Source organism: Kitasatospora sp. NPDC048715 (genome assembly GCF_043198905.1).
Lineage (GTDB): Bacteria > Actinomycetota > Actinomycetes > Streptomycetales > Streptomycetaceae > Kitasatospora > Kitasatospora lactacystinica.
The window spans coordinates 25,838-49,887 of sequence record NZ_JBICVH010000002.1 but is presented as its reverse complement, the minus strand read 5'-3'; the positions used below and the strand labels follow the sequence as shown (position 1 = coordinate 49,887).

The window sequence follows — 24,050 nt, the reverse complement described above, 5'->3', positions numbered from 1 at the left end:
GACCGTGCAACCGATCCTGGTGACCGGGGCCGCCGGCCGCGTCGGGGGCGTCGGGCGGTCCGTGGTCGAGGACCTGCGGCGGCGGGGCCTGCCGGTCCGCGCCCTGGTGCACCGCGAGGACGAGCGCGCGCGGGCCCTGCGGGCGACCGGCGCCGAGGTCGTCGTCGGGGACCTGACCCGCACGGACGACGTCCTCGCGGCCCTGGCCGGCTGCCGCCGGACGTACTTCGGCATGGGCGTCTCCGACCAGTACCTGGAGGCCGCCCTCACGGCGGCGGCCGTGGCCCGGGAGGCGGGGCGGCTGGAGGTGTTCGTGAACATGTCCCAGCTGACCGTCTCCGAGCTGGGACTCTCCGCCGCCGGCGAGTCCCACCAGCACCGGCAGCAGTGGCTGGTCGAGCAGGTACTGAGCTGGTCGGGCCTGCCCGTCGTCGAGGTCCGGCCCACCGTGTTCCTGGAGAACCCGCTCTTCCGGGCCGGACTGGCCTCGATCGCCAGGGACGGCACCGTCAGGCTGCCGTTGGGGCGGGCCAGGACCTCCCCCGTGGCGGCCGCGGACGTCGCCGCGGTCGTCGCGGAGGTCCTGGCCGACCCGGCCCCGCACCTCGGCCGGGTCTACGAGCTGACCGGCCCGCGCTCCCAGGACGGCCCGGCCATCGCCGCGGAGGCCTCCGAAGCCCTCGGCCGGCCCGTCCGCTACGTCGACGTCCCGCTGCGGGAGTGGATCGACCACGACCTCGCACCGCTGGAGCTGCCGGAACACGTCCTCCAGCACATCTCCACCATGGCCCGCCTCCACGCCGAGAACCGCTACGACCGCCGGACCGACGGCGTCCGGCAGGTCACCGGCCGCCCCGCCACCGGCGTGGGCGACTTCGTCCGGCGGAACGCCGACCTGTTCACCGGCTGACCACTGGGGACGCAACGGGCCGGCGCTCCCCCGCCGCGAGCGGCCGGGCCGGCGTGTCTCCTACTGGAAGGAGACGCGGTGGGTGCCCGTCATGGACGTCACCAGGGAGTACAGCGAGGTGGTGGCGGTGATGAACAGCCGGTTCCGCTTCGGGCCGCCGAAGGTGAGGTTCGAGACCGGCTCGGGAACACGGATGCGGCCGAGGAGGGTGGCGTCGGGGGCGTAGCAGTGGACGCCGTCGTCGAAGGCCGCCGCCCAGAGCCGGCCGTCGCGGTCGAAGCGGATGTTGTCGAAGCGGCAGCCGACGCCCTTGACGAAGATCCGGTCGCCGGTGAGGGTTCCGTCCTCCCGGATGTCGAAGACCCGGATGTGCCCGGCCCGGCTGTCGTTGACGTAGAGCTGCCGCTCGTCCGGTGACAGGACCAGTCCGTTGGGCCCGTCGAAACCGTCGGCCGCCAGCCGGACCTCGCCGCTGTGCGGGTCGATCCGGTAGACGTCGCGGGCGCCGATCTCGGATTCGGCCCGGTGGCCCTCGTAGTCCGAGGTGATGCCGAAGTCCGGGTCGGAGAACCAGATCGCGCCGTCCGAGCGGACCACCGCGTCGTTGGGCGAGTTGAGCCGCTTGCCCCGGTAGCGGTCGGCGAGGACGGTGATCCGGCCGTCGTGCTCGGTGCGGGTCACCCGGCGGTCGCCCTGCTCGCAGCTGATCAGCCGGCCCTCGCGGTCGAGGGTGTTGCCGTTGGGGTGCCCGGCCGGGGAGCGGAAGACGCCGACCGTGCCGGTGGCCTCGTCCCAGCGCAGCAGCCGGTCGTTGGGGATGTCACTCCAGATCACCTGGCGCCAGGCGGGCAGGTAGAGCGGGCCCTCGGCCCAGCGGCAGTCGCCGTACAGCTTCTCCAGCCGGCTGTCGCCGTTGGTGCAGCGGCGGAACCGCTCGTCCAGGATCTCGTACAGCTCGGACCCGATGGAGCCGGACATCATTCACCCCGTGTCGCCTAGTACCGAATACCGTCCCGATAATTGGGAGTATGCCAGAACACGGTATGGTCCCACCATGACCATCGATCATCTCGACGACACCGACCGGGCGTTGCTCGCCCTGCTGCAACAGGACGCCGGACAGGCGTACGCGGCGCTGGGCAGGGCCGTGGGCCTCTCCACGGCGGCGGCGCACGAGCGGGTGCGCAAGCTGCGCGAGCGCGGCGTGATCCGCCGCACCACGGTGGAGCTGGACCCCAGGAGCCTCGGGCTCGGGGTGCTCTCCTTCGTGATGGTGGATTCCACGGCCTGGATGGGGGACTCGGCGCCGGCTTTCACCGCGATACCCGAGATCGAGGAGGCGCACATCATCGCGGGCAGCGCCTCGGTGCTGGTCAAGGTGCGGACGGCGACCCCCGAACAGCTTCAGGACGTGCTGCGGCGGCTCTACGCGATCGACGGCGTGAGCGGCACCCAGGCGACCGTCGTCCTGGAGACCTTCTTCGAACGGCCCCCCGCGCCCGAGGGCTTCGACGGCCCGCGCCCCGGGCTCCGAGCCGGGCGCGGCTCCGGTCGGTGACCGGGCCGCACCCGGAGCGGTGCACCGGGGCGCGGGGACGTCGGCGGGAACTCCGGGAGCTCCGGGGACTCCGGGGTGTCAACGCCCCTGGAGGCGCTTGACGTTGTCGCCGAAGGACCAGCCCTTCGAGCCGTCCCAGTTGAGCGACCACGTCATGAGCCCCTTCAGCGAACCGTTGAAGGCGTTCCACGACTGGCCGACCAGGCCCGTGTCCATGTAGCCGCCGCCCGCACCGGGCTGGGCCGGCAGGCCGGGCACCTGCTTGTCGTAGGGCACCCGGATGGTGGTGCCCTGGATGGTCAGGCCGTTGTTCAGGCAGGTGGTCTGCGCGGTGAAGCCCTGGACGGTACCGGCCTGGTAGGAGTCGCCGGAGCAGCCGTACATGCTGCCGTTGTAGTACTGCATGTTCAGCCACCACAGCTGCCCGTTGTCGGCGTACTTCTTGACGATCGGCAGGTAGGCGCCCCAGATCGACCCGTAGTTGACGCTTCCGCCGGTGACGTACGCGGTCTCGGGGGCCATCGTCAGGCCGAAGCCCGCGGGCATCTGGGACAGCACGCCGTCGATGATGCGGATCAGGTTGGCCTGGGAGGCGGACAGCGTGTTGATGTTGCCGCTCCCGGACAGGCCGGTCTCGATGTCGATGTCGATTCCGTCGAAGTTGTACTTCTTCAGGATCGGGACGACGGTCGCGACGAACTTGTCGGCGACGGTGCTGGAGCTCAGGTCGATGCCGGCGGCGGCGCCGCCGATCGACATCAGGATCGTCGCCCCGGCCGCCTTGGCCTGGCACATCTCGGCGGGGGTCGAGACCTTGACGTTGGTGTCCATGCCGTCCTGCCACAGGACGGTGCCGTCCGAGAGGATCACCGGGAAGGCGGCGTTGATGACGTTGTAGCCGTGCGCGGCGATCCGGCTGTCCGTGATGGGCGTCCAGCCCATGCCGGGGTGGACGCCGTTCAGGGCGCCGTCCCAGTTCTCCCAGTACCCCTGGAGGACCTTGCCGGACGGCTTGGGCTTCGTGGGGCAGGTGTCGCTCGGCGGCGTGGTGGTGGGCGGCGTCGTGGTGGGCGTCGACGTCGTCGGCGGTGTGCTGGTGGGCGGCGTGGTGGTCGGCGTCGACGACGTCGGAGGCGCGGTGGTCGGCGTGGTGGCGGTCGGCGAGGGGCTGCTGCCGCCGGGGCCGGTGAGCGACACGTCGTCCGCGTAGAACGCGGGCTGCCCGTACCAGCCGTGCAGGAAGACGGTCACCGAGGTGGTGCTCGCCCCGGTGGTGAAGCCCACGCTGAGCTGGCTGTACGAGGCGCTGTTCGCCGTCCAGGTGGAGGCGTTGGTGACACCGGTGCCGGTGGCGCCCAGGTAGATGTAGCTGCCCTGGACGTAGGCGCTCAGCGTGTACTGGGAGTTGGGCTGCACGCTGATGGTCTGGGTGCACTGGGCGGTGTCCTGGCCGGTCGGCGTGGCCTTGAGCGCGGAGGCGCCGGAGTGGACCGGGCTGCTCACCGCCGCGCCCGCCCCACCGGAACAGGTCCAGTCGGAAAGCCCGTTCTCGAAGCCGGGGTTGGCGACCAGGTTGGGGGTGGCGGCCCCGGCCGTGACGGTGCCGGCCACGGCGATGCCGGCGCCGATGACGGCTGCGGCGCTCACCCCGGCGAGGAAGCGCTTCAGGACGGTCGGCCCGGGCTCGGGGCGGCCGGTCCGGGGCACCTGTACCGCGCGTTCCACGGTCGCCCGCTCCGGGCGGAATCCGCCCGACGGGCGTGGGGTGCGCGACCTCCGACGAAACATGCTGTGCTCCCTTTCCGCCGAGCGTCATGGACATGACCGACGCGTGGGGGCGTGACGCCCGGCTCTGGGTGAGGTGGGGGGAAACATGTGGGGCTGTGCCGGACCGGATCGTAGGAGGGGCGGCAAACGGAGTCAATAGGTCTGGACCAATTGCGGGGGGCGCGGCTCGCCGACCCCGCCATACGGTGAATGCAACCACCTTTAACAGTAGTACTTTTAATAAGTCGTTATGCGCGTTGCCCTTCCTCAGTCACGGCCCACCCGCAAGGCTTCGCCTGTCTCCGCCGGAACGCGCGACCCGCGCCGCCGGCACTTCACGGGGAGGTCTCCACGTGCCCAAGGGGCGACACAACAAGCTTCTGCTGAGCACCGTCACACTGACCGCGCTGGGCCTGGCCACCACCCAGGCGCTCGCCGCGCCCTCCGACGCTCCCGGCCCGCGCCCGCACCAGGCCCAGCACCAGGCCGAGATCGGCCAGAAGCACGCCAAGAAGGTCAAGACCCAGGCAGCCGCCGGCCCGGCGTTCACCGCCAAGTCCGAGGCCCCCGGGGAGGACGAGGGCGACGAGGCGGAGAACTCGGCCGAGGGCACCGCGCAGTACACCGAGGCCCGCACCGCCCCCGGCGTGGTCGCGCCCGGCGCCTACGGCGCGGCCTGGGCCCAGCTGCAGTCGATGCCGCACACCGCCGGCAGCTGGGACCACGTCACCGACAAGCCCTACGACTCCGACGACCCGCGCTACCGGGACGTCAACTCCAACTCCAGCGGCGGCTCCGGCTACGTGACCGGCCGGATCACCGGGCTCGCGGCCGACCAGGACGGCTACGTGTACGCGGGCGGTGCCAACGGCGGCGTCTTCCGCTCCCGCACCGGCGGCGGCCGGTGGCAGTCCATCTCGGACAGCCTCCCTTCCCTCTCGACGGGCACCCTGGACCTCGATGACGGCGGCCGGCTCTGGTACGCCACCGGCGAGTCCAACACCGGCGCGACCTCGTACGTCGGCACCGGCGTGTACGTGCTGCCGGACCCGAAGCGCGGCGAGTTCCAACCCGGCAACCGGGTCGGCGGAGCCGAGCTGGAGTCGACCATCATCCATGCGCTTCGCTTCGGCGGCGGCAAGGTGTGGGCGGCCACCAGCCGGGGCGTGTGGAGCCACTCCACGACGGACCTGTCCGGTCCGTGGACGCTGGAGTTCGCGCCCAACCCGGAGTACCTGCCCGGTGGTTCGAAGGCCGGCGACCCGGCCGCGCCGTACAAGAACATCGCCAACGACATCGCGATCGACCCCAAGGACCCGGGCAAGGTCGTCCTCGCCGTCGGCTGGCGCGGTGGCGACAGCTACAACGGCTTCTACAGCAAGGCCGCGGACGGCACCTGGCAGCGCGTCGGCTCGCTCGGCGACCTGCCGACCGACGCCGCGAACGTCGGCAATGTGACCTTCGCCGCCTCGGCCGACGGCTCGCGCTACTACGCCATCGACCAGTCCCCGGAGGTCTCGGCGACCGACCCCGACACCGGACTCAAGGGCATCTACGCCTCCAAGTCCGGCTCCCCGTTCGGGCCGTGGACCCGGATCGCGGACAAGGACAAGCTGAAGAACTCCGGCTCCGCACTCCAGGACGAGGGTTACCAGCCCGGCATCCAGGCCTGGTACAACCAGTTCCTCCAGGTCGACCCCGCCGACCCGGACCACGTCTACGCGGGCCTGGAGGAGGTCCTGGAGACGAAGGACGGCGGCTCCACCTGGACCGTCCCGGGCCCGTACTGGAACTTCGGCTTCCCCTGCTGGAGCATCGACCCGACCAAGCAGACCGGTGACTGCTCGCAGACCACGCACTCCGACCAGCACGCCGTCGCCTTCGGCACGTACCAGGGCAGGACCAGCGTCTACGTGGGCAACGACGGCGGCGTCTACAGCCGTCCGGTCGCCGGCGCGGCCGACGCCTCCGGCCACGCCACGGACTGGAAGTCCCTGGCCGACGGCACCATGGACACCCTGCAGTACTACTCGGTCGGCGTCGGCAAGGACCCGGCGGACCGCTCGGGCCGGGGCGTGATCGTCAGCGGCGGTCTCCAGGACAACGGCGAGTCCATCCTGCGCGCCCACGACAAGGTGATGGGCTCCAACTTCGGCGGCGACGGCGCCGACACCCTCGTCGACCCGGACAACGGCTGCAACATCGCCGAGGAGTATGTCTACCTCGACGTCTGGGTCACCCAGAACTGCGCCGTCAACAGCGGCGTCTGGAAGACCGACCCGGCCAAGGCCACCTCCTACGAGGTCGCCCCGCCGGACAAGGACACCAGCTCCGCCCGCTTCATCGCGCCGATCACCTCGGACCCCAAGGACGTCAACACCTGGATCGCCGGCGGCCGGCACGTCTGGGTGCAGCACAAGGGCTACGCGATCCGCAGCGGCAGCGAGTGGGCCAACGCCTACGACCTGGGCGCCGGCCACGTCGCCACGGCGGTGGCGACGGTCGACGGCACGGTGTACGCGGGCTGGTGCGGCCCCTGCAACAACGTCGGCTTCAGCCGCGGCATCGCGGTCGGCAAGACCGACGGCACCGGCTGGCACCAGCTCGACCTGCCGGTGGACGGCACCCTGCCCAACCGCTACATCTCCTCGTTCGCGGTCGACGAGAGCGACGCCCAGCACGTCTTCGTCGCCTTCAACGGCTTCTCCCGGACCTGGACCGAAGGCCCCGGCGCCGGCGTCGGCCACCTCTTCGAGACCCGCGACGGCGGAGCCACCTGGACCGACGTCTCGGCCAACCTGCCCGACGTCCCCGCGACCTCGGTGAAGATCCTGCCCAACGGCGGCCTCGCCCTCGGCACCGACCTCGCCGCTTTCTACCGCGCCCCCGGCACCACCGACTGGCGCGTCCTCGGTCGCAACCTGCCCACCGCCGCGGTGCAGCAGCTGAAGACCGGCCCCGACGGCAGGCTCTACGCCGCCACCTTCGGCCGTGGCATCCGGTCCTTCGACCTGCGCCGCCTGGGCCACGGCCGCTACGACGAGACGGACGGCTGACCGGCTCCGCTCCGCCGCACCCGCACGACGCCGCCGCCCGATCCGCTCCTTACGAGCGGGTCGGGCGGCGGCGTCGTGGTCCGACGGCCGTGGTCAGTCCACCGCCGCCCCCACTACCCGTGCGCCGCGGCGGCGGCCGCCGCGAGCGCGGCGACCTGGGGCTTGCGGATGTCGGAGTGCGCACCGGAGAACGGCTCGCCCGCCACGTTGTCGATGACGGTGGCGGCGTTCACCCGGTAGAAGGTCCCGGGCACGAAGGCGTAGTCGATGCCGCCCTCGGCCGGCATCACCCGGTCCCCGGTCGGCGCCACGGCCTGGTACCCGTCCGCACCCATGCCGTCCCAGCGTCCGGCGACATCGGCCTCGGAGTCCTGGCGGGCGAGGAAGGACGCCTTCGGGTACCACACGCCGACGGCCCAGTCGTGGACGCTGTAGGTGGAGACGAGCGGACCGCGCACCCGGTCCGCGAAGGCGTTCAGCGCGCCCGCGCTGCCGAAGGGGTTGTCCTGGGCGTGGGCGAAGGACCAGTGCGAGAACGCCCCCTGGATCAGCAGGAGCGAGGCGACCGGGCTGTCGGCGGGGGCGCCGACGCCGGCCAGGGCGAAGGAGACCAGCCGGGCACCGAAGCTGTGGCCGAGGAGGTGCACCCGCAGGCCGGGCGAGCGGCCGTGCAGGGTGGCCAGCAGCGGCCCCAGGCCGCCCCGGCCGATGTCGCCGGCCCGGGCCTTCATGATCGAGAACGAGAGCACCCGCAGCACGTCCTTCGCGCCGTTCACGGCGTGCTGGAACCAGTCGCCGATGCCCTGCGTGGAGGAGCCGGGCGGCGCGCTGCCGAAGGCCTCGGCGGCGGCCCGGTACGACGTCCTCGGATCGGCGTCCAGGAGCAGCGCGGTCTCGCCCGCGTCCTCGAACCCGCCGTCGGGCCCGGGCGGCGGCACCAGGGACCGGATCAACTCGTGGATCCGCCCCAGTCGTTGCTCCTTGGCCGCATCGGGCTCGGCCGCACCGGCGGCCGCCACCGCCTCGTCGATGCGTCGGCCGATCTCGGCCACCGTCCGCTGCTGCTCGGGGTCGGCGAAGCCCTTGCCCAGCGACGCGGCGATGTCCGCCCCGGAGACGGCCGCCGTTCCGGCGCTGAGGTCCAGCAGGGCGCCGTCCCCGGCCTGGGGCGAGGCGACCGCCGGTGGCGGGGTCGCCGGCGTGGGCGGGAACCAGAGCGCGGGCCAGTGGACGCCCGCGAACCCCACCGTGCCGAGGTTCGCCGCGCCGCTTCCGGCCTGCCGGATCAGCGGGAACATCGCGTCGTAGAGCTCGCGGGCGCTCTGTTCGTCCACGCCCCACCCGTGGCTGAACACGAACAGGTCCGTCACCCCCTCGGCCGTCACCTCGTCGAGGAAGTCACCCGCCGCCGGCGCGGTCAGCACCCCCTTCTCGTCGAAGGCGAGGTCCCACACGGGCTCGTCGGTCGGCAGTCGCCTCATCGCACATGACCTTTCGGATGGCCGTTCGTCGGTTCGTCATACGTTCGCCAGCATCCGCATCAGGTCCACCAGGCCCGCCCCCTGGGCGTACCGCTCCCGGCCGAGGTCGGTGGCGGAGGCGGTGAGCAGGCTCTTGACCTCCCGCGGTCGGCCGATGAACTCCGGGCGGGCGGACAGGAAGGCCGCGATCACACCGGACACGTGCGGCGCCGCCATCGAGGTGCCGGACTGCTCGGCGTACGTCAGCAGGCTCTCCGGCACCGGATCCCCCGGGGCCGGGGTCAGCCCGGCGGTGGCCCGCACGTCGCCGCTGGCCGCCGAGGCGATCCACTCGCCGGGCGCCACGACGTCCGGTTTCATCCGGCCGTCGAGCGTCGGGCCCTTTCCCGAGGTCCAGGTGACGCCGAACGCGTGCGGCGCCTCCCGGTGGGTGGAGCCGACCGCGATGCAGTCCTCGGTGTGTGCCGGTTCGGTGATCGAGCCCATGACGGCCGAGGTGTTGGCGGTGTCCCGGGCCGTGCTCCGCGCACCGAAGTTGCCGGCCGAGATCACCACGACCACACCGGAGGCGACCACCTGGCCCACGGCCTGGCAGAGCGGCGACTGGCCCGCGGCGTACTGGTCGGGCCTCCACTCGCAGCCGAGGCTCATGTTGACGCCGTGCACGCGCAGCACCGCCGGGTCCACGTTGACCTCGGTCCGCAGGTAGGTCAGCGCGCGGATGACCGCGCTGGAGGAGGTCACATAGGTGCCCTGGCGGCTGAGCCTCATGACCTTGATGCTGACCAGATCGCAGTCCGGCGCCATCCCGGACAGCCGGTCCGCGCCGGCCCTGGAGACGAATCCGCCGTCCCCGGGCTCGTCCGGCGTCGCCACCCGCGGCGTCATGCCCTCCGGGGTGCAGCCCGCGATGATGCCGGCGACGTGCGTGCCGTGCCCGCTGTCGTCCACGAGCGGCGACGCCGGGTTCCGGCCCGTCGCTCCGCCGGGCGGCTGCGCCGCGGGGTCGTCCGGGTTCACCAGGAAGCTGAAGTCGCGGTGCAACCGGGTGGTCCTCCCCTGCGGCAGGTCCTCGCCCCGCCCCTCGGCCGCGAGCTCCAGCCGGGAGAAGTGCGGGTGGGCCGCGTCGATGCCGCTGTCGATGACCGCCCACACGATCCCGCTGCCGCGCGCGTCGTAGGCGCGCCAGGCGGCGTTGGCCTTCACCGTGGGTGCCGAGCGGTCGATCTGGGGGTCCAGCGGATAGTCCGGCCACACCCGGAAGATGACGGGCGGCCGCCCGGTCCGGACGGCGGACTGCCGGTCGTCCTCCACCAGCTCGCGGAGGTCCCCCCGGGAGAGGACGGTCTGGTACAGCTTCGGCGCGACCAGCGCGAGCCCCCGCGGCACCTCGGGCTGCACGTGGCTCCCCGAGGTGACCTCCACCGGCCACCACCCGCTCGACCGCCCCGCGTAGTGCTCCCAGAGCGCGTAGAACTCGTCGCGGACCGCCTGGAGTCCGCCGGGAAAGCGCAGGTTCAGCTCGATCAGCATCGGCACCTGCCGCTCCGGGTCGGCCGCGGGCTCCGCGGCCTCGCGGAGCCCGGCGCCGGGCGGGGACAGGTTGAGGTCACCCACGATGGGCGACCGGAAGGGGCTCTCCGGCTCGTACGCCATGACCGTTCTCGTCTCCGGGGCGGGCGCGGCGGCCGACCCGTCGGCGCCACCGCTCCTGCTGCGAGTGTCAGCCGGTCCCACAGCCGCTGCAACTCGCCGGTGCCCGCCCCGGCACGGGCCTCCTCCCGTGCTCGACGGCGCCCGTTCGCCCCACCGGTCCGGCCGTTTCGCCCCCTCTCCCCAGGACCGGCCGGGCAGCACGCGCCGGAACGCGGGCGCTCCCGCCGTCGCGAAGGTGACGGCGGGAGCGCAACGGCCACGGGAGTCGCGCACGAACGGGCACGACGCCGCGACGACACGACAACGCGGGCGCGACGAGGCGACGACGCGAGGGCGCGGGGGGAACGGCGTGCGCCGGGCCGGTGGAAGCCGAGCGCGGAGCGGGTCACGGCCGGGCGGTCGGCGGGCCGCCGGTTCGCCAGGGCGGCGAGGGTCCGCGCCGCGAGTTCGGTCAGAGCTGCCGACCGGTCCGGGGGGTGCCGGTGTCGCCTTCGAGGAGGTGTTCCAGCCTGGTGAGCAGGCCGGCGAGGGCGCGGTGTTCCCCGTCGTCGAGCCCGGCCATCAGCCGCTGTTCCATCAGGCGGTGCCGGGCGATGACCTGGTCGACGAGGCACAGGCCGCGGTCGGTGAGCCTGAGGTGGATGATCCGGCGGTCGCGTTCGTCGCGCTCGCGGGCGATCAGGCCCTTGCGTTCCAGCTGGTCCGCGCGGGCCGTCATGCCGGAGCCGGTGACCATCTCGCCGGCGGCCAGTTGTCCGGTGGTCAGGCGGTGGGAGGGCCCGGCCCGGCGCAGGACCGCGAGGACGTGGAAGTGGGCGACGGTGAGCCCGTTCTCCTTGAGGGCGGGCGCCAGGTGCCCCTTCCAGAGCGCGATGATGCGGTACATGCGGTCGAGCGGCCGTACGGGCGGGGCCGACGGGGGCGGGGGTGCGGGCGCGTCCTGGGACATGGCGGTTCTCTCGGTGGTGCTGGTTCGTCGGTTCGTCGGTTCGCGGGGTCGCCGCCGGCGGCTGTGTCGGAGGCGGCGCCCGGCGGACCGGCGGTCATGGCGCGGGTCCGGTGCCGACCCGGGGAGGGCCGGCACCGGACCCGTCACGGGCGGGTCACCCGGCCGCCGGGGCCGGCTGCGGCACGCGGGCGGGGCTGCGGTGCAGCCCCTTGCGGTCGTAGAGGCGGGTGACGGCGAGGCCGAGGGCGACGGAGATCGCGAAGCCGATGCCGACCATGGCCCAGGCCCGGCCGAGTCCGGCGTCGGCCTGCGCGCCGAAGTAGAGGATGGAGCGGACTCCGTCGACCACCTGGCGGAAGGGCTCGAAGTCGGCCAGGAACCGGTAGAAGTCCGGCAGCGCCTGCAGCGGGATGGTGGCGCCGGCGGACGGGATCGCCAGGCCGACCAGCACCAGCATGGACACGATCGGGCCCGGGGTGCCGAAGGCGGCGAGCAGGGCCAGCCCGGTGATGCCCATCGCGGCCGTGGCGCAGGTCCCGAAGAGCCACAGCAGGGGCAGGTGGGAGGCGTCGATGCCGATGACGCCGACGGCGGCGGCCATCGCGAGGGCCGAGGTCAGCGCCGCGAGGACGACCATGAGCACCGAGGCGACCGCGAAGTGGCGGGTCCGGCTGATGTGCTGGGCGGGCGCCGTGCTGCGGAACGGGCCCTTCTCACTGGAGATGTAGCCGAGCGCCGTGTCCACCTGGGTGTGGATCACGTTGGCGCCGAGCATGCCGCCCAGGACCAGGACGAGGGTGTAGAAGAAGGCGCTCAGGCCGAGGCCGCTGTGGTGGCCGAGCGGGTGGCCCTCCTGGATCACGGCCTTGACCGGGTCGGTGACCATCAGCTGGGCGGCGGCGCCCGGCGCGGCCTGGTGCGCCGCGGAACCGTCCGCCGCGGCCGCGCCCGCCTGGTGCGCGGCCTGCTGCTTCGCGAGCTGCTCGGTGAGCTGGTGGCCGAGCTGGACGGACGTGGCCTGGACGACGTTGCGGTTGATCTCCGTGGCCATGGAGGAGCCGAAGCTTCCGGCCGCGGGGTTGGTCAGCACCGTGATGGTCGGGGGGTGCGGGTCGTGCTGGGCCGGTCCGGCGAGTGCGGCGACCGTGGCGGAGAAGTCTTCCGGGATGACGAGCGCCCCGAACACCTTGTCCTTGCCCAGGAGGTCGTCGGCGGTGGCGCGGTCGACCTGCTTCCAGGAGACCTTGCCCTTCAGGTCGTCGGCCCCGGTGACCTGCGCGACGATCTGCGCGCCCAGGTCGATCCGCTGGCCGGCCACCTGGGTGCCGCGGTCCGCGTTGACCAGCGCGATCGGCATGTCCTTCGTCGAGCCGACCGGGTCGTTGTTGGCACCCAGGTAGAGCAGGGACAGGACGAACGACAGCAGGCCGAGGATCACCGCCGACGGCAGCCACAGGCTCTTCCTGCGCAGCAGTCCGCGGGCGCTCACGTTCGCGACACGGCTCGGCTCAGACATCACTCCTCCCGGAGTTCCGGGGCGGGGCGGGGGTCGCGGCGTGGCGCCCGGTTCCGGTGGGGCTTGGGGCTGGCATGGTGCTCCGGTTGCGGTATCGCGCCGTGACGGCGCTCCAGGTAGGGACGAACAGCCGGTTCCCGGCGTTGTGGCTGTTCAAAAGCCCAACTGGAACCTTCACTATCCAGCCCGATAGTGGCACTATCAGTGGACGGAGTCCATTCGACGGCCTGCGAGACTGATCACAGACACCGAGTCCGAGCGAGAGCGCGCATGAAGATCTCCGACCTGAGCCGGCAGTCCGGGACACCGGTCGCCACCATCAAGTACTACGTACGCGAGGGCCTGCTGCCGCCCGGACGACCGCTCGGCGCCACGCTCACGCTCTACGGCGACGAACACGTCCAGCGGCTGCGGCTGATCCGCGCCCTGACCGCCCGCGGCGGCCTGTCCATCGCCGCCACCCGCGACGTCCTCGCCGCACTCGACGAGCCCCTCGACCCGCTCGCCAGGCTCGGAGTCGTCCACTACGCCCTGCCCACGCCCGTGGACGCCGCCGAGACGGAGGCCGTCGACCAGCAGGCGCACCGGGTCGACGAGCTGCTCGCCGCCATGGGCTGGAACGTCTCCGAGGACTCGCCGCACCGCCGGGCCCTCGCCGCGAGCCTGATGGACCTCGACCGCCTCGGCGTCAGCTACCGCACCGAGGACCTCCTCCCCTACGCCGAGGTCGCCGCCACCGCCGCACGCCTCGACCTCGACCAGCTCGAAGGCATCAAGGACCCCCTGCGGCTCGCCGAGCACGCCGCCATCGTCGTCCTCCTGCTCGAACCGGTCCTCGCCGTCCTGCGCCGCCTCGCCCAGGAACACGAATCCCAGCGCCGCACCGCCTGGGCCCGCACCACCGAGAAGCCCGGAGAGAGCGAGAAGCCCCGGGAGAGCGACTGAGCGAGGGCGCCGATGCGGCCCGGCCCGTTGCTGTACCGTCCATCCATGATCGGCTCCGCGCTGGTGCGCCTGGCGACCTTCAACGTCCTGCACGGGCAGCGGCTCCCGGCCGACGGCCACCCGCCGGCGACGGCCCCCGGCACCGCCGCCGTGCACCCGCTCGTCGACGCCGTCGCGTCCCTGGACGCCGAGGTGGTGGCGCTGCAGGAGCTCGACCGCTTCCAGGAGCGGTCGGGCCGGGTGGACCAGGCGCGGGCGGTCGCCGAGGCGACCGGTGCCGCGGACTGGCGCTACGCCTCGGCGTTCCACGCCCGGGCCCTGCCGGGCCGGACCTGGGTCCGCGACCGCTCCGAACCGGGGCTGCGGGTGTACGGTCCGCCGGGCGCGGGCCACGACGGCGAGGTTCCCTCGCACGGCATCGCGCTGCTCTCCAGGCTGCCGGTCCTCGGCTGGCGGGCCCGGCGGTTCGGCGCGCCTCCCCTCGCCGTCCCGCTGCGCCTTCCCGGGCAGGCGGGCCTCACGGTGATCCGCGACCATCCGCGCACGGCACTGGCCGCCGTCCTGCGGGGGCGGCGCGGCCCGTTCACCGCGGTGGCGCTGCACCTGTCGTTCGTCCCGGGGTGGAACGTCGGCCAACTCCTCGCCGTGCACCGCTGGATCGCCGGCCTTCCCCGGCCGCACGTGCTGCTGGGCGACTTCAACATCGTCGGCGCGATTCCCGCTGTCGCGCTCGGCGCGGCCGAGCTCCTCTCCCCGTCGAGGCCCTCGCAGCCCCGGCCGGACGGCCCGCCGACCCGGTCCGGCTGGCTTCGAGCGGCCCGGGTCCGGACCTTTCCCTCGCACCGCCCCCTGGTGCAGCTCGACCACGTCCTGGCGGCCGGGCTCGGAGCGCACCGGGCGGCTTCGGTGCGGGCGCCCAGGATGCCGGTGTCGGACCACCGGCCCGTGGTGGTCGAACTGCCGCTGTAGGCCGGGCCCGTCCTCCCGTCGGGCGGGAGGACGGGCCCGACCGGTCAGCGGCCGGTCAGCGGCCGGTCACCAGCTGGTCACCAGCTGGTCACCGGCGAACGGTGCCGCTCCCGGTCGGGCGGCGCGGTGACGACGACCGGCCCGGTAGTGGAGGGAACGGTGCCGGGCCGGACGGCGAGGCCGCCCGCGACGGCGTACATGGCCTCGTCGAAGGCCTGGCCGCCGGTCGGCGTCCTGCCGACCGCGAAGACGGCCACGGCCCTGCCGTGGAGGACGGACGTGGAGAGGTAGTCACCGACCATGCCGCCCCCGCTCGTGGCGGCGATCCGGGACACCGACATCGGTCCGGCGACGGTCCGCGGCGCACTCCAGGTGGCGCCCCCGTTGGTGGAGGAGACGAAGCCGACCTCCAACTCGCAGGTGTCGGCGGTGCAGTCGGCGTTCGAGTAGAAGTAGTAGTACAGACCGAGCCTGGCGGTGCGACCGGCGGTGGTGCGGTCGACGCCGAGGCCGGGGATGAAGTGGTCGACACCGCTGGTGGCGGGGTCGATCGGCACCCGGGTCACGGCGGACCAGGTGGTGCCGTCGGCCGAGCTCGCGTAGACGATGTCGTTGGCCGCGCAGCCGGCCCGGAAGCGGCAGTCCTGCCAGGCGACGTAGACCCTGCCGTCGGCGTCGATCTCCGCCGAGGGCAGGCCCTCGCCGTCGCGCAGCCCGCCCGCGACCTCGTGCGCGACAACATCGGCGACCAGGACCGTGGAGCTCCAGGACCTGCCGCCGTCGGTGGAGCTGAACGAGCGGATCGAGGTGGTGTCGGTCGAGAAGGGGACCACGACCGTCCCGTCGGGCCGCACCAGCGGCTGACCGCCGAGGCCCAGGTTGACGCCGGACGGGCCGGTCGGGGCGGACCACGTGGCGCCGCCGTCCCGGGAGGCGGACATCACCATCAGGTTGTCGGAGGAGGGGATGTCGACCTCGACGTAGCAGGTACCGAAGTACGGGCTGGTCGGAGTGTTGTCGCAGACGATCCACTCCTTGTCGTAGGCCTGGCCGTCGTGGCCGACCGCCCGCACAGGGTGCTGCCAGTGCAGGCCGTCGGCGGAGCGGCTGACGGTCACACCCACCGGGTTGCGTCCCGAGTCGATGACCAGGCCGGCCACCATCCAGGTGCCGTGCCTGGCGTCGTAGGCGACCGCGGGGTCGGAGGCGCGGGCCCAACTGCCGCCGCCCCAGTGGGTGGTGAGGCCGGGCAGCATGCCGTGCTGCCAGCTGAGGCCGCCGTCCAGCGAGGTGTTCCAGCCGAGGCCGGCCGCCCCGCCGTCGGTGAACCGCCCCACCTGGGCGGCGGAGACGATCGTGCCGCCGTAGGCGAAGGTGTCGGGCTCCACCTCGGTGGCGTACTGGCTGCCGGCGCTGGTGAACGGGTCGCTGCTCACCCGGACCAGGCTCGGTCCGCCGCCGTCGACGGTCAGGGCGGTCGGGTTGGTGCCGGACGTGGCGTCGCCGGCGGCGCGGGCCGGCGGCGCGGACGCGCCGGCCGGGCTCGCGTTCCAGGCCGCGCCGGCCAGGAGGAGGGCGGCCGCCGCGACGGCGGCGAACGGCCTGCGCCAGGGGGTGGGGGTGCGCGGGTGCTTCATCCGAAGCTCCTTCGCGTGGGGGGGTGGTTCGGACGACCCGGCGGGCGCGGCAGGCCGCACCTCGTGGTCCTTGCCCTTGCCCCGATGCCCGGGCTCGGGCGCGATGACGACGGCAGCCGCCGGGCCCCTCGGCGAGGTGGGGTGTCGTGATGGCCGGCGGCGCGGGAGTCGGCGGACCGCGCGAGCGCGACGATCCGTCCTCTTCCCAGGGGGGAGCGTGACACGGAACGTCCCTCCGACCGCCGGGGATCCCGGCAGGCGCAAGGGTGAAGGGCGCCCATGCGACCGTGCACACATGTTCGCAAATCGGAAGTGTGAGCCGGATCATGACATCGCACAAGATGTACGGCCGAATCTCACGGAACGACGGCTTGGGCGTTTAATCCCCCGCGGGGAACGGGAATCGGGCCCACACACAAGCCCGGATCCACGTCCGCGCCCACGCTCACGGCCCCAGGTCCTCCGCCGGGTGGGCGAGGACCTGGGGCCGCAGAGCCGGTCGGGAGGGTTACGCGGGGAAGGGCCAGGTCGGGCACCACGGCCAGACGATCTGGCCGGGGAGCGGCGGGCCCCACGGCGGGCAGGCCGGGAGGGGCGCCGGGGTGGACGGGGCGGAGGTCCACAGGACCTTGCCGTTCAGGACGACCGCGATCGCGCCCTCGTTGTAGATGGCCAGCTCGGCACCCGGGCGGCCGCCCGTCTGGCTGTTCCACAGCGGCGTGTTGGCGGCGGAGTACACGACGAGGTTGCCGTCGCCCTGCATGACCAGCACGTTGCCGTCGGGCATGGCTCCGGGGGCCACCCAGACCGGCTTGTTGTCGCGGTAGAGCACGACGTTGCCGTCGCCCTGCATGGCGAACACGACCCGGCCGTCCGGCGAGTACCAGGCCTGGTTGCGGGAGATCGCGGTGTTGCCCGGGATGCGGGTGGGCGTGGACAGCGCCGCGACCGCGGCGGGCGCGGCGGCGGGCGCCTGGGCGACCGAGGGGGCGGCCGGGGACGGCGCTGCCGCGGCGGCGTGGGTGGTCCCGGCGGTGAGGGTGGCGAACCCGACGGCGGCGACGGCCGCCAGGGCGGCGGCCCGGGTGCGGAGAGTGGTCATGGCGGGCTTGGGATCCTTCCGGACGGGGACGGCGAGCCACGGGGGCCGCCGTTCTGACGGCGCGTCAGCCTGGTCCTGCGCGCCGGGCGCCCAGGCTATGGCGGCCGTCCCGGGGGGCTGCGGCAGATCGACCGGCAGCTTCCCGGCACCCCCTCGGGTCCCGGTGGCGCCCCTCCGCCCCTCACGCCCCTCCGGCCGCCCGGCCCTCCCGTGACGACCGGTCGCCGTCACGCGAGGGCCGGATGGTGCCTCAGACCGCCGGCTTCCGGGCGGCGGCCGACTCGCCGGTGAGGAGCGCCGTGATCTCCTCGGCGAGGTGCGGGCCGAGCTCGCCCCAGCCCTCCTTGTAGCCGTAGACACCGGCGAGGGTGCGGGCCTCGTAGTCGCCGTTCATGATCTCGAAGTCGTCGGCCGTGATGAGTGCCGGGTGGGCGACGCCGACGGCCGCCGAGACCTTCATCAGCTCCCTGCGCAGGGTGCGCAGGTAGGAGGCGGCCCGGTCGGCCTTCGAGGCCGGGTCGATGCCGCGGGCCAGCCACGGGTTCTGGGTGGCGATGCCGGTGGGGCACTTGTCGGTGTGGCACTTCTGGGCCTGGATGCAGCCGATCGACAGCATCGCCTCACGGGCCACGTTGATCATGTCGACGCCCAGGGCGAAGGCCACGGCGGCGTTCTCGGGCAGGCCGAGCTTGCCGGAACCGATGAAGGTCAGCTCGTCGGTCAGCCCCAACTCGGCGAAGGTGCCGTAGACCCGGGAGAAGCCCATCCGGAACGGCAGCGACACCGAGTCGGCGAACATCCGCGGCGCCGCCCCGGTGCCGCCCTCGCCGCCGTCGATCGTCACGAAGTCGACCCCGCGGTCGCCGCGCGCCATCAGCGAGGCCAGCTCCTGCCAGAAGCCCATCTCCCCCACCGCGCTCTTGACCCCGACCGGCAGACCGGTCTCGGTGGCGAGCAGTTCGACGAAGTCGAGCATCGAGTCGACGTCGCCGAACGCGGAGTGCCGCGACGGCGAGGCGCAGTCCCGGCCCTCCGGGATGCCGCGGATCCCGGCGATCTCGGCCGTCACCTTCGCGCCCGGCAGCATCCCGCCCAGCCCCGGCTTGGCGCCCTGGGAGAGCTTGATCTCTATCGCCTTGACGGGCGCGCCGGCGACCACCTCCTTGAGCTTGTCGAGGTTGAAGGTGCCGTCCTCGTTGCGGCAGCCGAAGTACGCCGTGCCGAGCTGGAGGACGAGGTCTCCGCCGTTGCGGTGGTACGGCGAGAGGCCGCCCTCCCCCGTGTTGTGCATCGTGCCCGCGAGCGCCGCCCCCTTGTTGAGCGCCGTGACGGCCGCGCCGGAGAGCGATCCGAAGCTCATCGCCGAGATGTTCACCACGCTCGCCGGCCGGAAGGCCTTGGCGCGCCCGCGCGGCCCGCCCAGCACCTTGGCCGAGGGCAGCGCGGCCTGCGGGTCGTGCGCGTCGGGCAGCGTGCCGGCGAAGGTGCGCTGCTTCAGGTAGGCGTGCCCCTGGACGTGCTCGACGTCGACCTCGGTGCCGAACCCGAAGTAGTTGTTCTCCTCCTTCGCCGACGCGTAGATCCACGTGCGCTGGTCACGGCTGAACGGGCGCTCCTCCTCGTTGGAGGTCACGATGTACTGCCGCAGCTCCGGCCCGATCGTCTCCAGCAGGTACCGGGCGTGCCCGACCACCGGGAAGTTCCGGAGCAGCGCGTGCCGCTTCTGCACGAGGTCGCGGGCCGCCAGGAGGGCCACCGCTGTGGCGGCGGCCGCGCCGATCTTCCGGGCTTGCATGGACGTTCCTCCTCGATGTACGGCTCCACCGCCGGGCGGTGGAGCCGTCGTGTCGTACGGGGTGCGGGACGGCGGGGACACGGCCAACCGGGCAGCAGCTCCGTCGAAGAATGCGACACGATGCTAGAAGGCCGCGCCGACCCTCCTGCGACCAGGGGGTGCCAGCGCGCCTTCCCGGGCGACGAAGGCACGCTGGCTAGCGTGGTGCCTCCACCCGATGCCCGGTCCCGAGGAGACCCGCCATGGCCAAGATCGCTCTGTACGGCGCCACCGGCATGATCGGCAGCCGCATCCTGCGCGAGGCGCTGGACCGCGGCCACCACGTCACGGCCGTCGTCCGCGACCCCGGGAGGCTCACCGAGAAGCGTCCCGGCCTCACCGTCATCACCGGCGACGTCCTGGACCCCGCTTCGGTGACCGCCGCGGCCCAGGGGCAGGACGTGGTCGTCAGCGCCGTCGGCGGCAGCGACGGGCCCGGTCACATCGCCACCATCGCACCCTCCGCCGAGTCCCTGGTGGCCGGGCTGCGTCCGCTGGACGGCAAGGCCCCGCGGCTGATCACCGTCAACGGCGCCGGTTCGCTGCGCACACCCGACGGAAAGCAGGTGTGGGACGCCGAAGGACTGCCCGAGCCCCTGCTGCAGATCATGCACGCCCACGGCGACGCCCTCGACTTCTTCCGCTCCGTCCACGACGTCCGCTGGACCTGCCTCAGCCCCGCCGGACAGATCGAGCCCGGCGAGCGCACCGGCACCTACCGCACCGCCCTCGACGACCTGGTCGTGGACTCCGAGGGCAGGAGCCGCATCTCCGCCGAGGACTACGCGGTGGCCCTCGTCGACGAGATCGAGCAGCAGAACCACGTCGGCGAACGCTTCGCCGTCGGCGACTGAACCCCGCGCTCCGCCCGTGGTGTCCGCCCGGTGGCGGCGAGAGCGGGTCGGGCCGAGGTGCGGGCGGCCCCGGGAACCCCTCCCCCGCGGTGTGCGCGCCTGTACGATCTCCTCACCGGAGCGGCCGGTGAAGCTCCACTTCTCCACCGCTCCAGCGGACTTCACCGGTTCGGCGTTCCCGCCCGGGTCGGGGACGAGCCCCTGAGGAGCAGAGCGGATGACCACTCCCGAGACCTTCGCGGCCTTCCACTCCTCCCTCGGCGCCCTCACACCGGCCCCGGTCGGGGCGGCGGGTGCGGCGGCGGCGCCGGGTGGGGGGCCGGCCGTGCCGCCCTGGCTGGCGCAGGTGTCGGAGGCGCTGTTCGAGGGCATGGACGCCGACGCCGCGCGGGCCTGGGCACGCCGTGTGCGCCGGGAGATGGAGCGGCTGAACGGCAGGGTGCCCTTCAGCGTGGTCCACGACTGGTACTGCTCCGCCGTCGGGCCGGTGCTGACCGAGGCGAGCGCACGGCGCGGCGGGTCCGTGGCGCAGCACCGGCACGTCCAGGCGCTGCACGCGGACGCCCTGGGCGGCGGTCGGATCGACGAGGGCACGTGGCGCGCGGCGCTCGAACCGGAGCTGCGGGAACTCTTCCACCACGCGTACCCGTACGCCGAGGCCCACGCGGCGGCCGCGGCCGCCGCCGGCTCCTACGCGCTGGCGAACGGCTACGACGCGGCCGAGGCCGCCCAGTACGGCGAGACCTACGCGGAGCTCAACACCACGGCCAACGTGCGGGCCCATGCCGACGCGAACGCCCTGGCCAACGCGGCCGCCGTGGCGGCCGCGTACGCGGCGGCGGACCCGGCCGCCTACGCCGCGACCTGGCCGTCCGCCCGGGTCCGCGCGGTGGTGCTGGTGCACGCCGACCGGCGGGACGAGCGCGGCGAGCGCGCCACCCGGGCGCGGCTGGCCGACGGCCTCGCCGCCTGCCTGGCCCGCGCGGAAGCCGCCTGACCCGGAGCTGAGCCCGGCACCCTGAGTCCGGCACCCGGGGTCAGGCACCCGGGTCCGGGCCCCGGGCTCAGGTCCGGGCGCGGACCGGATCAGCCCTTGAGCGGCCCGCCGTTGATCGCGACCCGGCGACCGTAGCGGGTGTGCGGGTGGTAGTCGTACGTGGCGTGGTGCTGGACGCAGCGGTTGTCCCAGAACACCAGCGTGTTGGGGGTCCAGCGGATGCGGCAGCTCAGCAGGGGCCGCTGGGCGGGCAGCGCGCAGAGCAGGTCGAGCAGGGCCCGGCTCTCGTCGGGCGACAGCTGGGGGATGCGCGCGGTGTAGGCCTTGTTGACGTAGAGGATCCTGCGGTCGGTCTCGGGGTGCCGCACCACCAGGGGGTGTTCGCTCTTGGGGATCACGTACCCCTCGGGCGGGGTGTAGCCCTGGAAGGCGACGAGGCCGTCGTGGATCGCGGTCAGGCCGTCGAGCAGCTCGCGCATCGTCGGGGACAGCATCTCGTACGCCAGGTGCATGTTGGCGAACAGGGTGTCGCCGCCGCTGCCCGGTTCCGGTACGCGGGTGATGTGGAGCATCGACCCGAGCGAGGGTTCGGCGTCGGCGGTGCCGTCGGCGTGCCAGCCGTTGCCGGCGACGTTGTCCGCCTCGGCACCGGTGCTGATCTCCAGGACGTACGGATCCGCGTCGACCGGGGGCGGGTTGACCGGGCGCAGTTCGCCGAAGTGCCCGGCGAAGCGCTTGTGGTCCTCGTCCGTCAGCTCCTGGTCGCGGAACACGAGGACGTGGTGGTCGAGGAACGCCTGCTTCAGCTCGGCCAGTTGATCGTCCGACAGCTCCTTCGAGAGGTCGACGCCGGAGACCTCGGCGCCGATCACCGGAGTGACCGGGTCGACCGTGACGGTCCGGTACTCCTTGGCGGGCCTGGTGGTGACGGCCCTGACCGCGTCCAGCTCGTACTGCTCCATGACCTGCTCCTGTGGTGGGGGGATTCGGTGTCGTCACAGCCCGCGTGCCAGCAGGTCCGCGAGGACCAGCCGGCCGAAGGCCAGGTTGCCGTGGATGGAGTCGTCGGCCTCGCACAGCTCGGGGCGCTGGAAGCCGTCCGGTCCGGTGGTGCGGGCCCTGAGGTCGACGAGCTCGACGCCGAGGGCGTCGAGCGCGCTTCGGACCGTTTCCTGCGCGGCCGTGAACACCACCGGGTCGGACTGCTCCGGTACGCGCTGCGGCGGCAGCACGGCCAGCACCCGCAGGCCGAGGCCGAGCGCGTGGCGGTAGAAGGCCAGCGCGTCGCGGACGGTGGCGCGGACGACGGCGTCGAACAGCGGCCCGGAGAGGAAGCCCGGGGCGAACCCGCCGTCGCGGCCACGGTGGAGGTGCCAGTTCTCCCGGGTGGCGACGAAGTGCGCGCTGAGGCCGAAGGTGGACACCAGGGGGACCGTGAGGCCCCCGAGGCCGTCCGCGTCCATGCCGGCCAGGAAGCCGCGATAGTGGGCGTCGGCCTCCGCCTTGTGGAACACCACGTCGTGCTCGCGCGGCGCGAAGAAGTCGTCGGTGAACTCGCGCCCGGCACCGATCGGGCCGCCCTGGAAGGGGATCCGGGCGGCCTTCGCGGCTCGTCCGATCGGGCCGGCGTGCGAGTCGCCGAGCAGCAGGAACCTAGCGGGGGCGGTAGTAGTCGAGGACGGCGTCGTCACAGGTGTCCACCCCCTTCGGTCCTGCGGCCGGCGTACCGGTTCGGACCGGTCGCGGCTCCGCCGAAGGCCGCGACAGCCCGGCCATGAAGTGGCGCATCACGAAGTCGACGCCCTCGGAGGTCACTTCACGCAGGTTCGGCGCGTAGAACCTGCTTCGGAACGGGAGACCGGTGATGAGTTCGTACGACGGGAAGTAGTCGACGTCGTCGAGGTCCTCGGTCAGCTGCCCGGCCACCGTCCGCAGCAGCGACTTGGAGTGGGTGTTGGCGGTGAGAGCGTGGCCGCCGGTCGCGGTCGCGGTCAGCGGAACCGGTGAGACGGTCAGCAGGACCCGCAGCCGCGGATTGGCCTCGCGGGCCAGTGCCACGGCGTCCGTCAGGTCGCGGCGGACCTCGTCGAAGGTGAACCGGTGGAGGACGTGGCGGTCCGGGTCGAAGGTGCCGCGCACGGTGCCGGGGCAGGACGGCAGGACGGTGCCGTCGGCGCGGTCCCGCCACGCCTCGGTCAGGCCCAGGGTGAAGACCAGGCAGCCGGCTTCCGTGACGGCCTCGCGGATGGCGGCGAGGGTCGTCCCCCGGGCCGCCAGCATCTCCTCGGCCGAGGCGTGGCCGCCGGGTTCGACGGACGGACGGCAGGGGTCGTGGTACCTGCCCTCGTCCAGCCACGCCCCGGTGGGCGGGGTCGTGCGGCCGAAGGCCCAGGAGAGCCACTGCCGTAGCACGGCGGCGGTGTAGATGTTCCCGGTGCGGAACGAGAACACCCCGTAGTGGCGGGCCCTGCGCTCCTGCTCGGTCAGCCCCGGCGGGGCCGGCTCCGCGTCGTACCAGTTCATGCCCCGCTCCAGCAGGGCGCGGCCGATGTGCGCGGCGAAGCAGGACCCCGCGGTGAGGATCGGCTCGTCCTGCCCGATCGCGAACGCGGGCGTCCAGAGGTCTTCGATGGCGAGCGGGTCCGGCTCGGCCACGGCGGAGCGCCAGAACGAGCGCGCCGGTAGCGCCTGGTAGGGGTTCACGGGGGATGGTCTCCGATGGTCGGACGGCGGCGGTCGAAGGGGGCACGGGTGCGGGACGGCTGAGGGGCTGGGGCCGGGGCCGGGGCGGACCGGGCCTGCGGCCCCGCCGGCGGTCC

Annotated in this window: 18 protein-coding genes and 2 pseudogenes; 7 read left to right on the top strand and 13 right to left on the bottom strand. The window is 73.3% G+C overall.

Going from position 1 to position 24,050, the window contains the following annotated elements; all coding sequences use genetic code 11:
* Window positions 1–4 precede the first annotated feature (4 nt).
* Entirely contained in the window at window positions 5–910 is a 906-nt protein-coding gene (locus ACGFSC_RS04410; RefSeq protein WP_359906783.1) for an NAD(P)H-binding protein, read from the top strand.
* Between the two features lie 60 nt (window positions 911–970).
* Here ACGFSC_RS04410 and ACGFSC_RS04405 read toward each other — a convergent pair whose 3' ends face one another.
* Window positions 971–1,888 carry an SMP-30/gluconolactonase/LRE family protein gene (locus ACGFSC_RS04405; protein WP_359906857.1) on the bottom strand — a complete coding sequence of 306 codons (918 nt, stop codon included), beginning with the start codon at window positions 1,886–1,888 and terminating at the stop codon, window positions 971–973.
* A 76-nt stretch (window positions 1,889–1,964) separates the two neighbouring features.
* Here ACGFSC_RS04405 and ACGFSC_RS04400 point away from each other — a divergent pair, with 76 nt between their 5' ends.
* Window positions 1,965–2,468: an Lrp/AsnC family transcriptional regulator gene (locus ACGFSC_RS04400; RefSeq protein ID WP_359906786.1), complete on the top strand. Its 504-nt coding sequence runs from the start codon at window positions 1,965–1,967 to the stop codon at window positions 2,466–2,468.
* A gap of 78 nt (window positions 2,469–2,546) precedes the next feature.
* Here ACGFSC_RS04400 and ACGFSC_RS04395 read toward each other — a convergent pair.
* A pseudogene (locus ACGFSC_RS04395) lies at window positions 2,547–3,500 on the bottom strand (chitinase); the annotation flags it as partial.
* Between the two features lie 255 nt (window positions 3,501–3,755).
* Window positions 3,756–4,256 (bottom strand): annotated as a pseudogene (locus tag ACGFSC_RS04390) (carbohydrate binding domain-containing protein); the annotation flags it as partial.
* A 332-nt stretch (window positions 4,257–4,588) separates the two neighbouring features.
* On the opposite strand from ACGFSC_RS04390, the gene ACGFSC_RS04385 reads away from it, so the two are divergent.
* Window positions 4,589–7,291 carry a glycosyl hydrolase gene (locus ACGFSC_RS04385; protein WP_359906789.1) on the top strand — a complete coding sequence of 901 codons (2,703 nt, stop codon included), beginning with the start codon at window positions 4,589–4,591 and terminating at the stop codon, window positions 7,289–7,291.
* Between the two features lie 113 nt (window positions 7,292–7,404).
* Here ACGFSC_RS04385 and ACGFSC_RS04380 read toward each other — a convergent pair whose 3' ends face one another.
* The 4 genes from ACGFSC_RS04380 to ACGFSC_RS04365 all read right to left on the bottom strand — a co-directional run bounded on the left by ACGFSC_RS04380 (window position 7,405) and on the right by ACGFSC_RS04365 (window position 12,893).
* Window positions 7,405–8,772: a hypothetical protein gene (locus ACGFSC_RS04380; protein ID WP_359906792.1), complete on the bottom strand. Its 1,368-nt coding sequence runs from the start codon at window positions 8,770–8,772 to the stop codon at window positions 7,405–7,407.
* Between the two features lie 36 nt (window positions 8,773–8,808).
* Entirely contained in the window at window positions 8,809–10,428 is a 1,620-nt protein-coding gene (locus ACGFSC_RS04375) for a S8 family peptidase (RefSeq protein ID WP_359906795.1), read from the bottom strand.
* A gap of 451 nt (window positions 10,429–10,879) precedes the next feature.
* Window positions 10,880–11,377, bottom strand: coding sequence for a MarR family transcriptional regulator (locus ACGFSC_RS04370; RefSeq protein ID WP_359906798.1), 498 nt, complete (start codon window positions 11,375–11,377; stop codon window positions 10,880–10,882).
* A 154-nt stretch (window positions 11,378–11,531) separates the two neighbouring features.
* Window positions 11,532–12,893, bottom strand: coding sequence for a DUF3533 domain-containing protein (locus tag ACGFSC_RS04365; RefSeq protein ID WP_359906801.1), 1,362 nt, complete (start codon window positions 12,891–12,893; stop codon window positions 11,532–11,534).
* A 270-nt stretch (window positions 12,894–13,163) separates the two neighbouring features.
* Here ACGFSC_RS04365 and ACGFSC_RS04360 point away from each other — a divergent pair, with 270 nt between their 5' ends.
* Together ACGFSC_RS04360 and ACGFSC_RS04355 are read left to right on the top strand one after the other, a co-directional pair.
* A complete protein-coding gene (locus tag ACGFSC_RS04360) occupies window positions 13,164–13,838 on the top strand; it encodes a MerR family transcriptional regulator (protein WP_359906804.1) in 675 nt (224 codons plus the stop codon).
* Between the two features lie 45 nt (window positions 13,839–13,883).
* Window positions 13,884–14,807, top strand: coding sequence for an endonuclease/exonuclease/phosphatase family protein (locus tag ACGFSC_RS04355; protein ID WP_359906807.1), 924 nt, complete (start codon window positions 13,884–13,886; stop codon window positions 14,805–14,807).
* Window positions 14,808–14,884: 77 nt separating this feature from the next.
* On the opposite strand, the gene ACGFSC_RS04350 is transcribed toward ACGFSC_RS04355, so the two are convergent.
* From ACGFSC_RS04350 to ACGFSC_RS04340, 3 genes are all read right to left on the bottom strand, one after another.
* Window positions 14,885–16,444, bottom strand: coding sequence for a sialidase family protein (locus ACGFSC_RS04350; protein WP_359906809.1), 1,560 nt, complete (start codon window positions 16,442–16,444; stop codon window positions 14,885–14,887).
* A 508-nt stretch (window positions 16,445–16,952) separates the two neighbouring features.
* Window positions 16,953–17,546, bottom strand: coding sequence for a hypothetical protein (locus tag ACGFSC_RS04345; protein ID WP_359906812.1), 594 nt, complete (start codon window positions 17,544–17,546; stop codon window positions 16,953–16,955).
* Between the two features lie 250 nt (window positions 17,547–17,796).
* Window positions 17,797–19,341: an FMN-binding glutamate synthase family protein gene (locus ACGFSC_RS04340; protein WP_359906815.1), complete on the bottom strand. Its 1,545-nt coding sequence runs from the start codon at window positions 19,339–19,341 to the stop codon at window positions 17,797–17,799.
* 242 nt (window positions 19,342–19,583) lie between these two features.
* Here ACGFSC_RS04340 and ACGFSC_RS04335 point away from each other — a divergent pair, with 242 nt between their 5' ends.
* Both ACGFSC_RS04335 and ACGFSC_RS04330 read left to right on the top strand, forming a co-directional pair.
* Window positions 19,584–20,234, top strand: a complete 651-nt coding sequence (locus tag ACGFSC_RS04335; protein WP_359906818.1) for an NAD(P)H-binding protein — start codon at window positions 19,584–19,586, stop codon at window positions 20,232–20,234.
* A gap of 217 nt (window positions 20,235–20,451) precedes the next feature.
* Window positions 20,452–21,231: a SpcZ gene (locus ACGFSC_RS04330; protein WP_359906821.1), complete on the top strand. Its 780-nt coding sequence runs from the start codon at window positions 20,452–20,454 to the stop codon at window positions 21,229–21,231.
* A gap of 89 nt (window positions 21,232–21,320) precedes the next feature.
* On the opposite strand, the gene ACGFSC_RS04325 is transcribed toward ACGFSC_RS04330, so the two are convergent.
* The 3 genes from ACGFSC_RS04325 to ACGFSC_RS04315 are packed head-to-tail and all read right to left on the bottom strand — an operon-like array spanning window position 21,321 to window position 23,934.
* Window positions 21,321–22,193, bottom strand: coding sequence for a TauD/TfdA family dioxygenase (locus ACGFSC_RS04325; RefSeq protein WP_359906824.1), 873 nt, complete (start codon window positions 22,191–22,193; stop codon window positions 21,321–21,323).
* A gap of 33 nt (window positions 22,194–22,226) precedes the next feature.
* On the bottom strand, window positions 22,227–22,922 hold the full coding sequence (locus tag ACGFSC_RS04320; protein ID WP_359906827.1) for a hypothetical protein: 696 nt from the start codon (window positions 22,920–22,922) through the stop codon (window positions 22,227–22,229).
* A complete protein-coding gene (locus ACGFSC_RS04315; RefSeq protein ID WP_359906830.1) occupies window positions 22,885–23,934 on the bottom strand; it encodes a GSCFA domain-containing protein in 1,050 nt (349 codons plus the stop codon). Before ACGFSC_RS04315 ends, ACGFSC_RS04320 begins: the two co-directional genes overlap by 38 nt.
* Window positions 23,935–24,050: the final 116 nt, after the last annotated feature.

Coding starts and splice junctions, on each gene's coding strand:
- ACGFSC_RS04405 (WP_359906857.1), bottom strand. CDS start 1,888: ATGTCCGGCTCCATCGGGTCCGAGCTGTACGAGATCCTGGACGAGCGG.
- ACGFSC_RS04400 (WP_359906786.1), top strand. CDS start 1,965: ATGACCATCGATCATCTCGACGACACCGACCGGGCGTTGCTCGCCCTG.
- ACGFSC_RS04380 (WP_359906792.1), bottom strand. CDS start 8,772: ATGAGGCGACTGCCGACCGACGAGCCCGTGTGGGACCTCGCCTTCGAC.
- ACGFSC_RS04375 (WP_359906795.1), bottom strand. CDS start 10,428: ATGGCGTACGAGCCGGAGAGCCCCTTCCGGTCGCCCATCGTGGGTGAC.
- ACGFSC_RS04370 (WP_359906798.1), bottom strand. CDS start 11,377: ATGTCCCAGGACGCGCCCGCACCCCCGCCCCCGTCGGCCCCGCCCGTA.
- ACGFSC_RS04365 (WP_359906801.1), bottom strand. CDS start 12,893: ATGTCTGAGCCGAGCCGTGTCGCGAACGTGAGCGCCCGCGGACTGCTG.
- ACGFSC_RS04360 (WP_359906804.1), top strand. CDS start 13,164: ATGAAGATCTCCGACCTGAGCCGGCAGTCCGGGACACCGGTCGCCACC.
- ACGFSC_RS04355 (WP_359906807.1), top strand. CDS start 13,884: ATGATCGGCTCCGCGCTGGTGCGCCTGGCGACCTTCAACGTCCTGCAC.
- ACGFSC_RS04350 (WP_359906809.1), bottom strand. CDS start 16,444: ATGAAGCACCCGCGCACCCCCACCCCCTGGCGCAGGCCGTTCGCCGCC.
- ACGFSC_RS04345 (WP_359906812.1), bottom strand. CDS start 17,546: ATGACCACTCTCCGCACCCGGGCCGCCGCCCTGGCGGCCGTCGCCGCC.
- ACGFSC_RS04340 (WP_359906815.1), bottom strand. CDS start 19,341: ATGCAAGCCCGGAAGATCGGCGCGGCCGCCGCCACAGCGGTGGCCCTC.
- ACGFSC_RS04335 (WP_359906818.1), top strand. CDS start 19,584: ATGGCCAAGATCGCTCTGTACGGCGCCACCGGCATGATCGGCAGCCGC.
- ACGFSC_RS04330 (WP_359906821.1), top strand. CDS start 20,452: ATGACCACTCCCGAGACCTTCGCGGCCTTCCACTCCTCCCTCGGCGCC.
- ACGFSC_RS04325 (WP_359906824.1), bottom strand. CDS start 22,193: ATGGAGCAGTACGAGCTGGACGCGGTCAGGGCCGTCACCACCAGGCCC.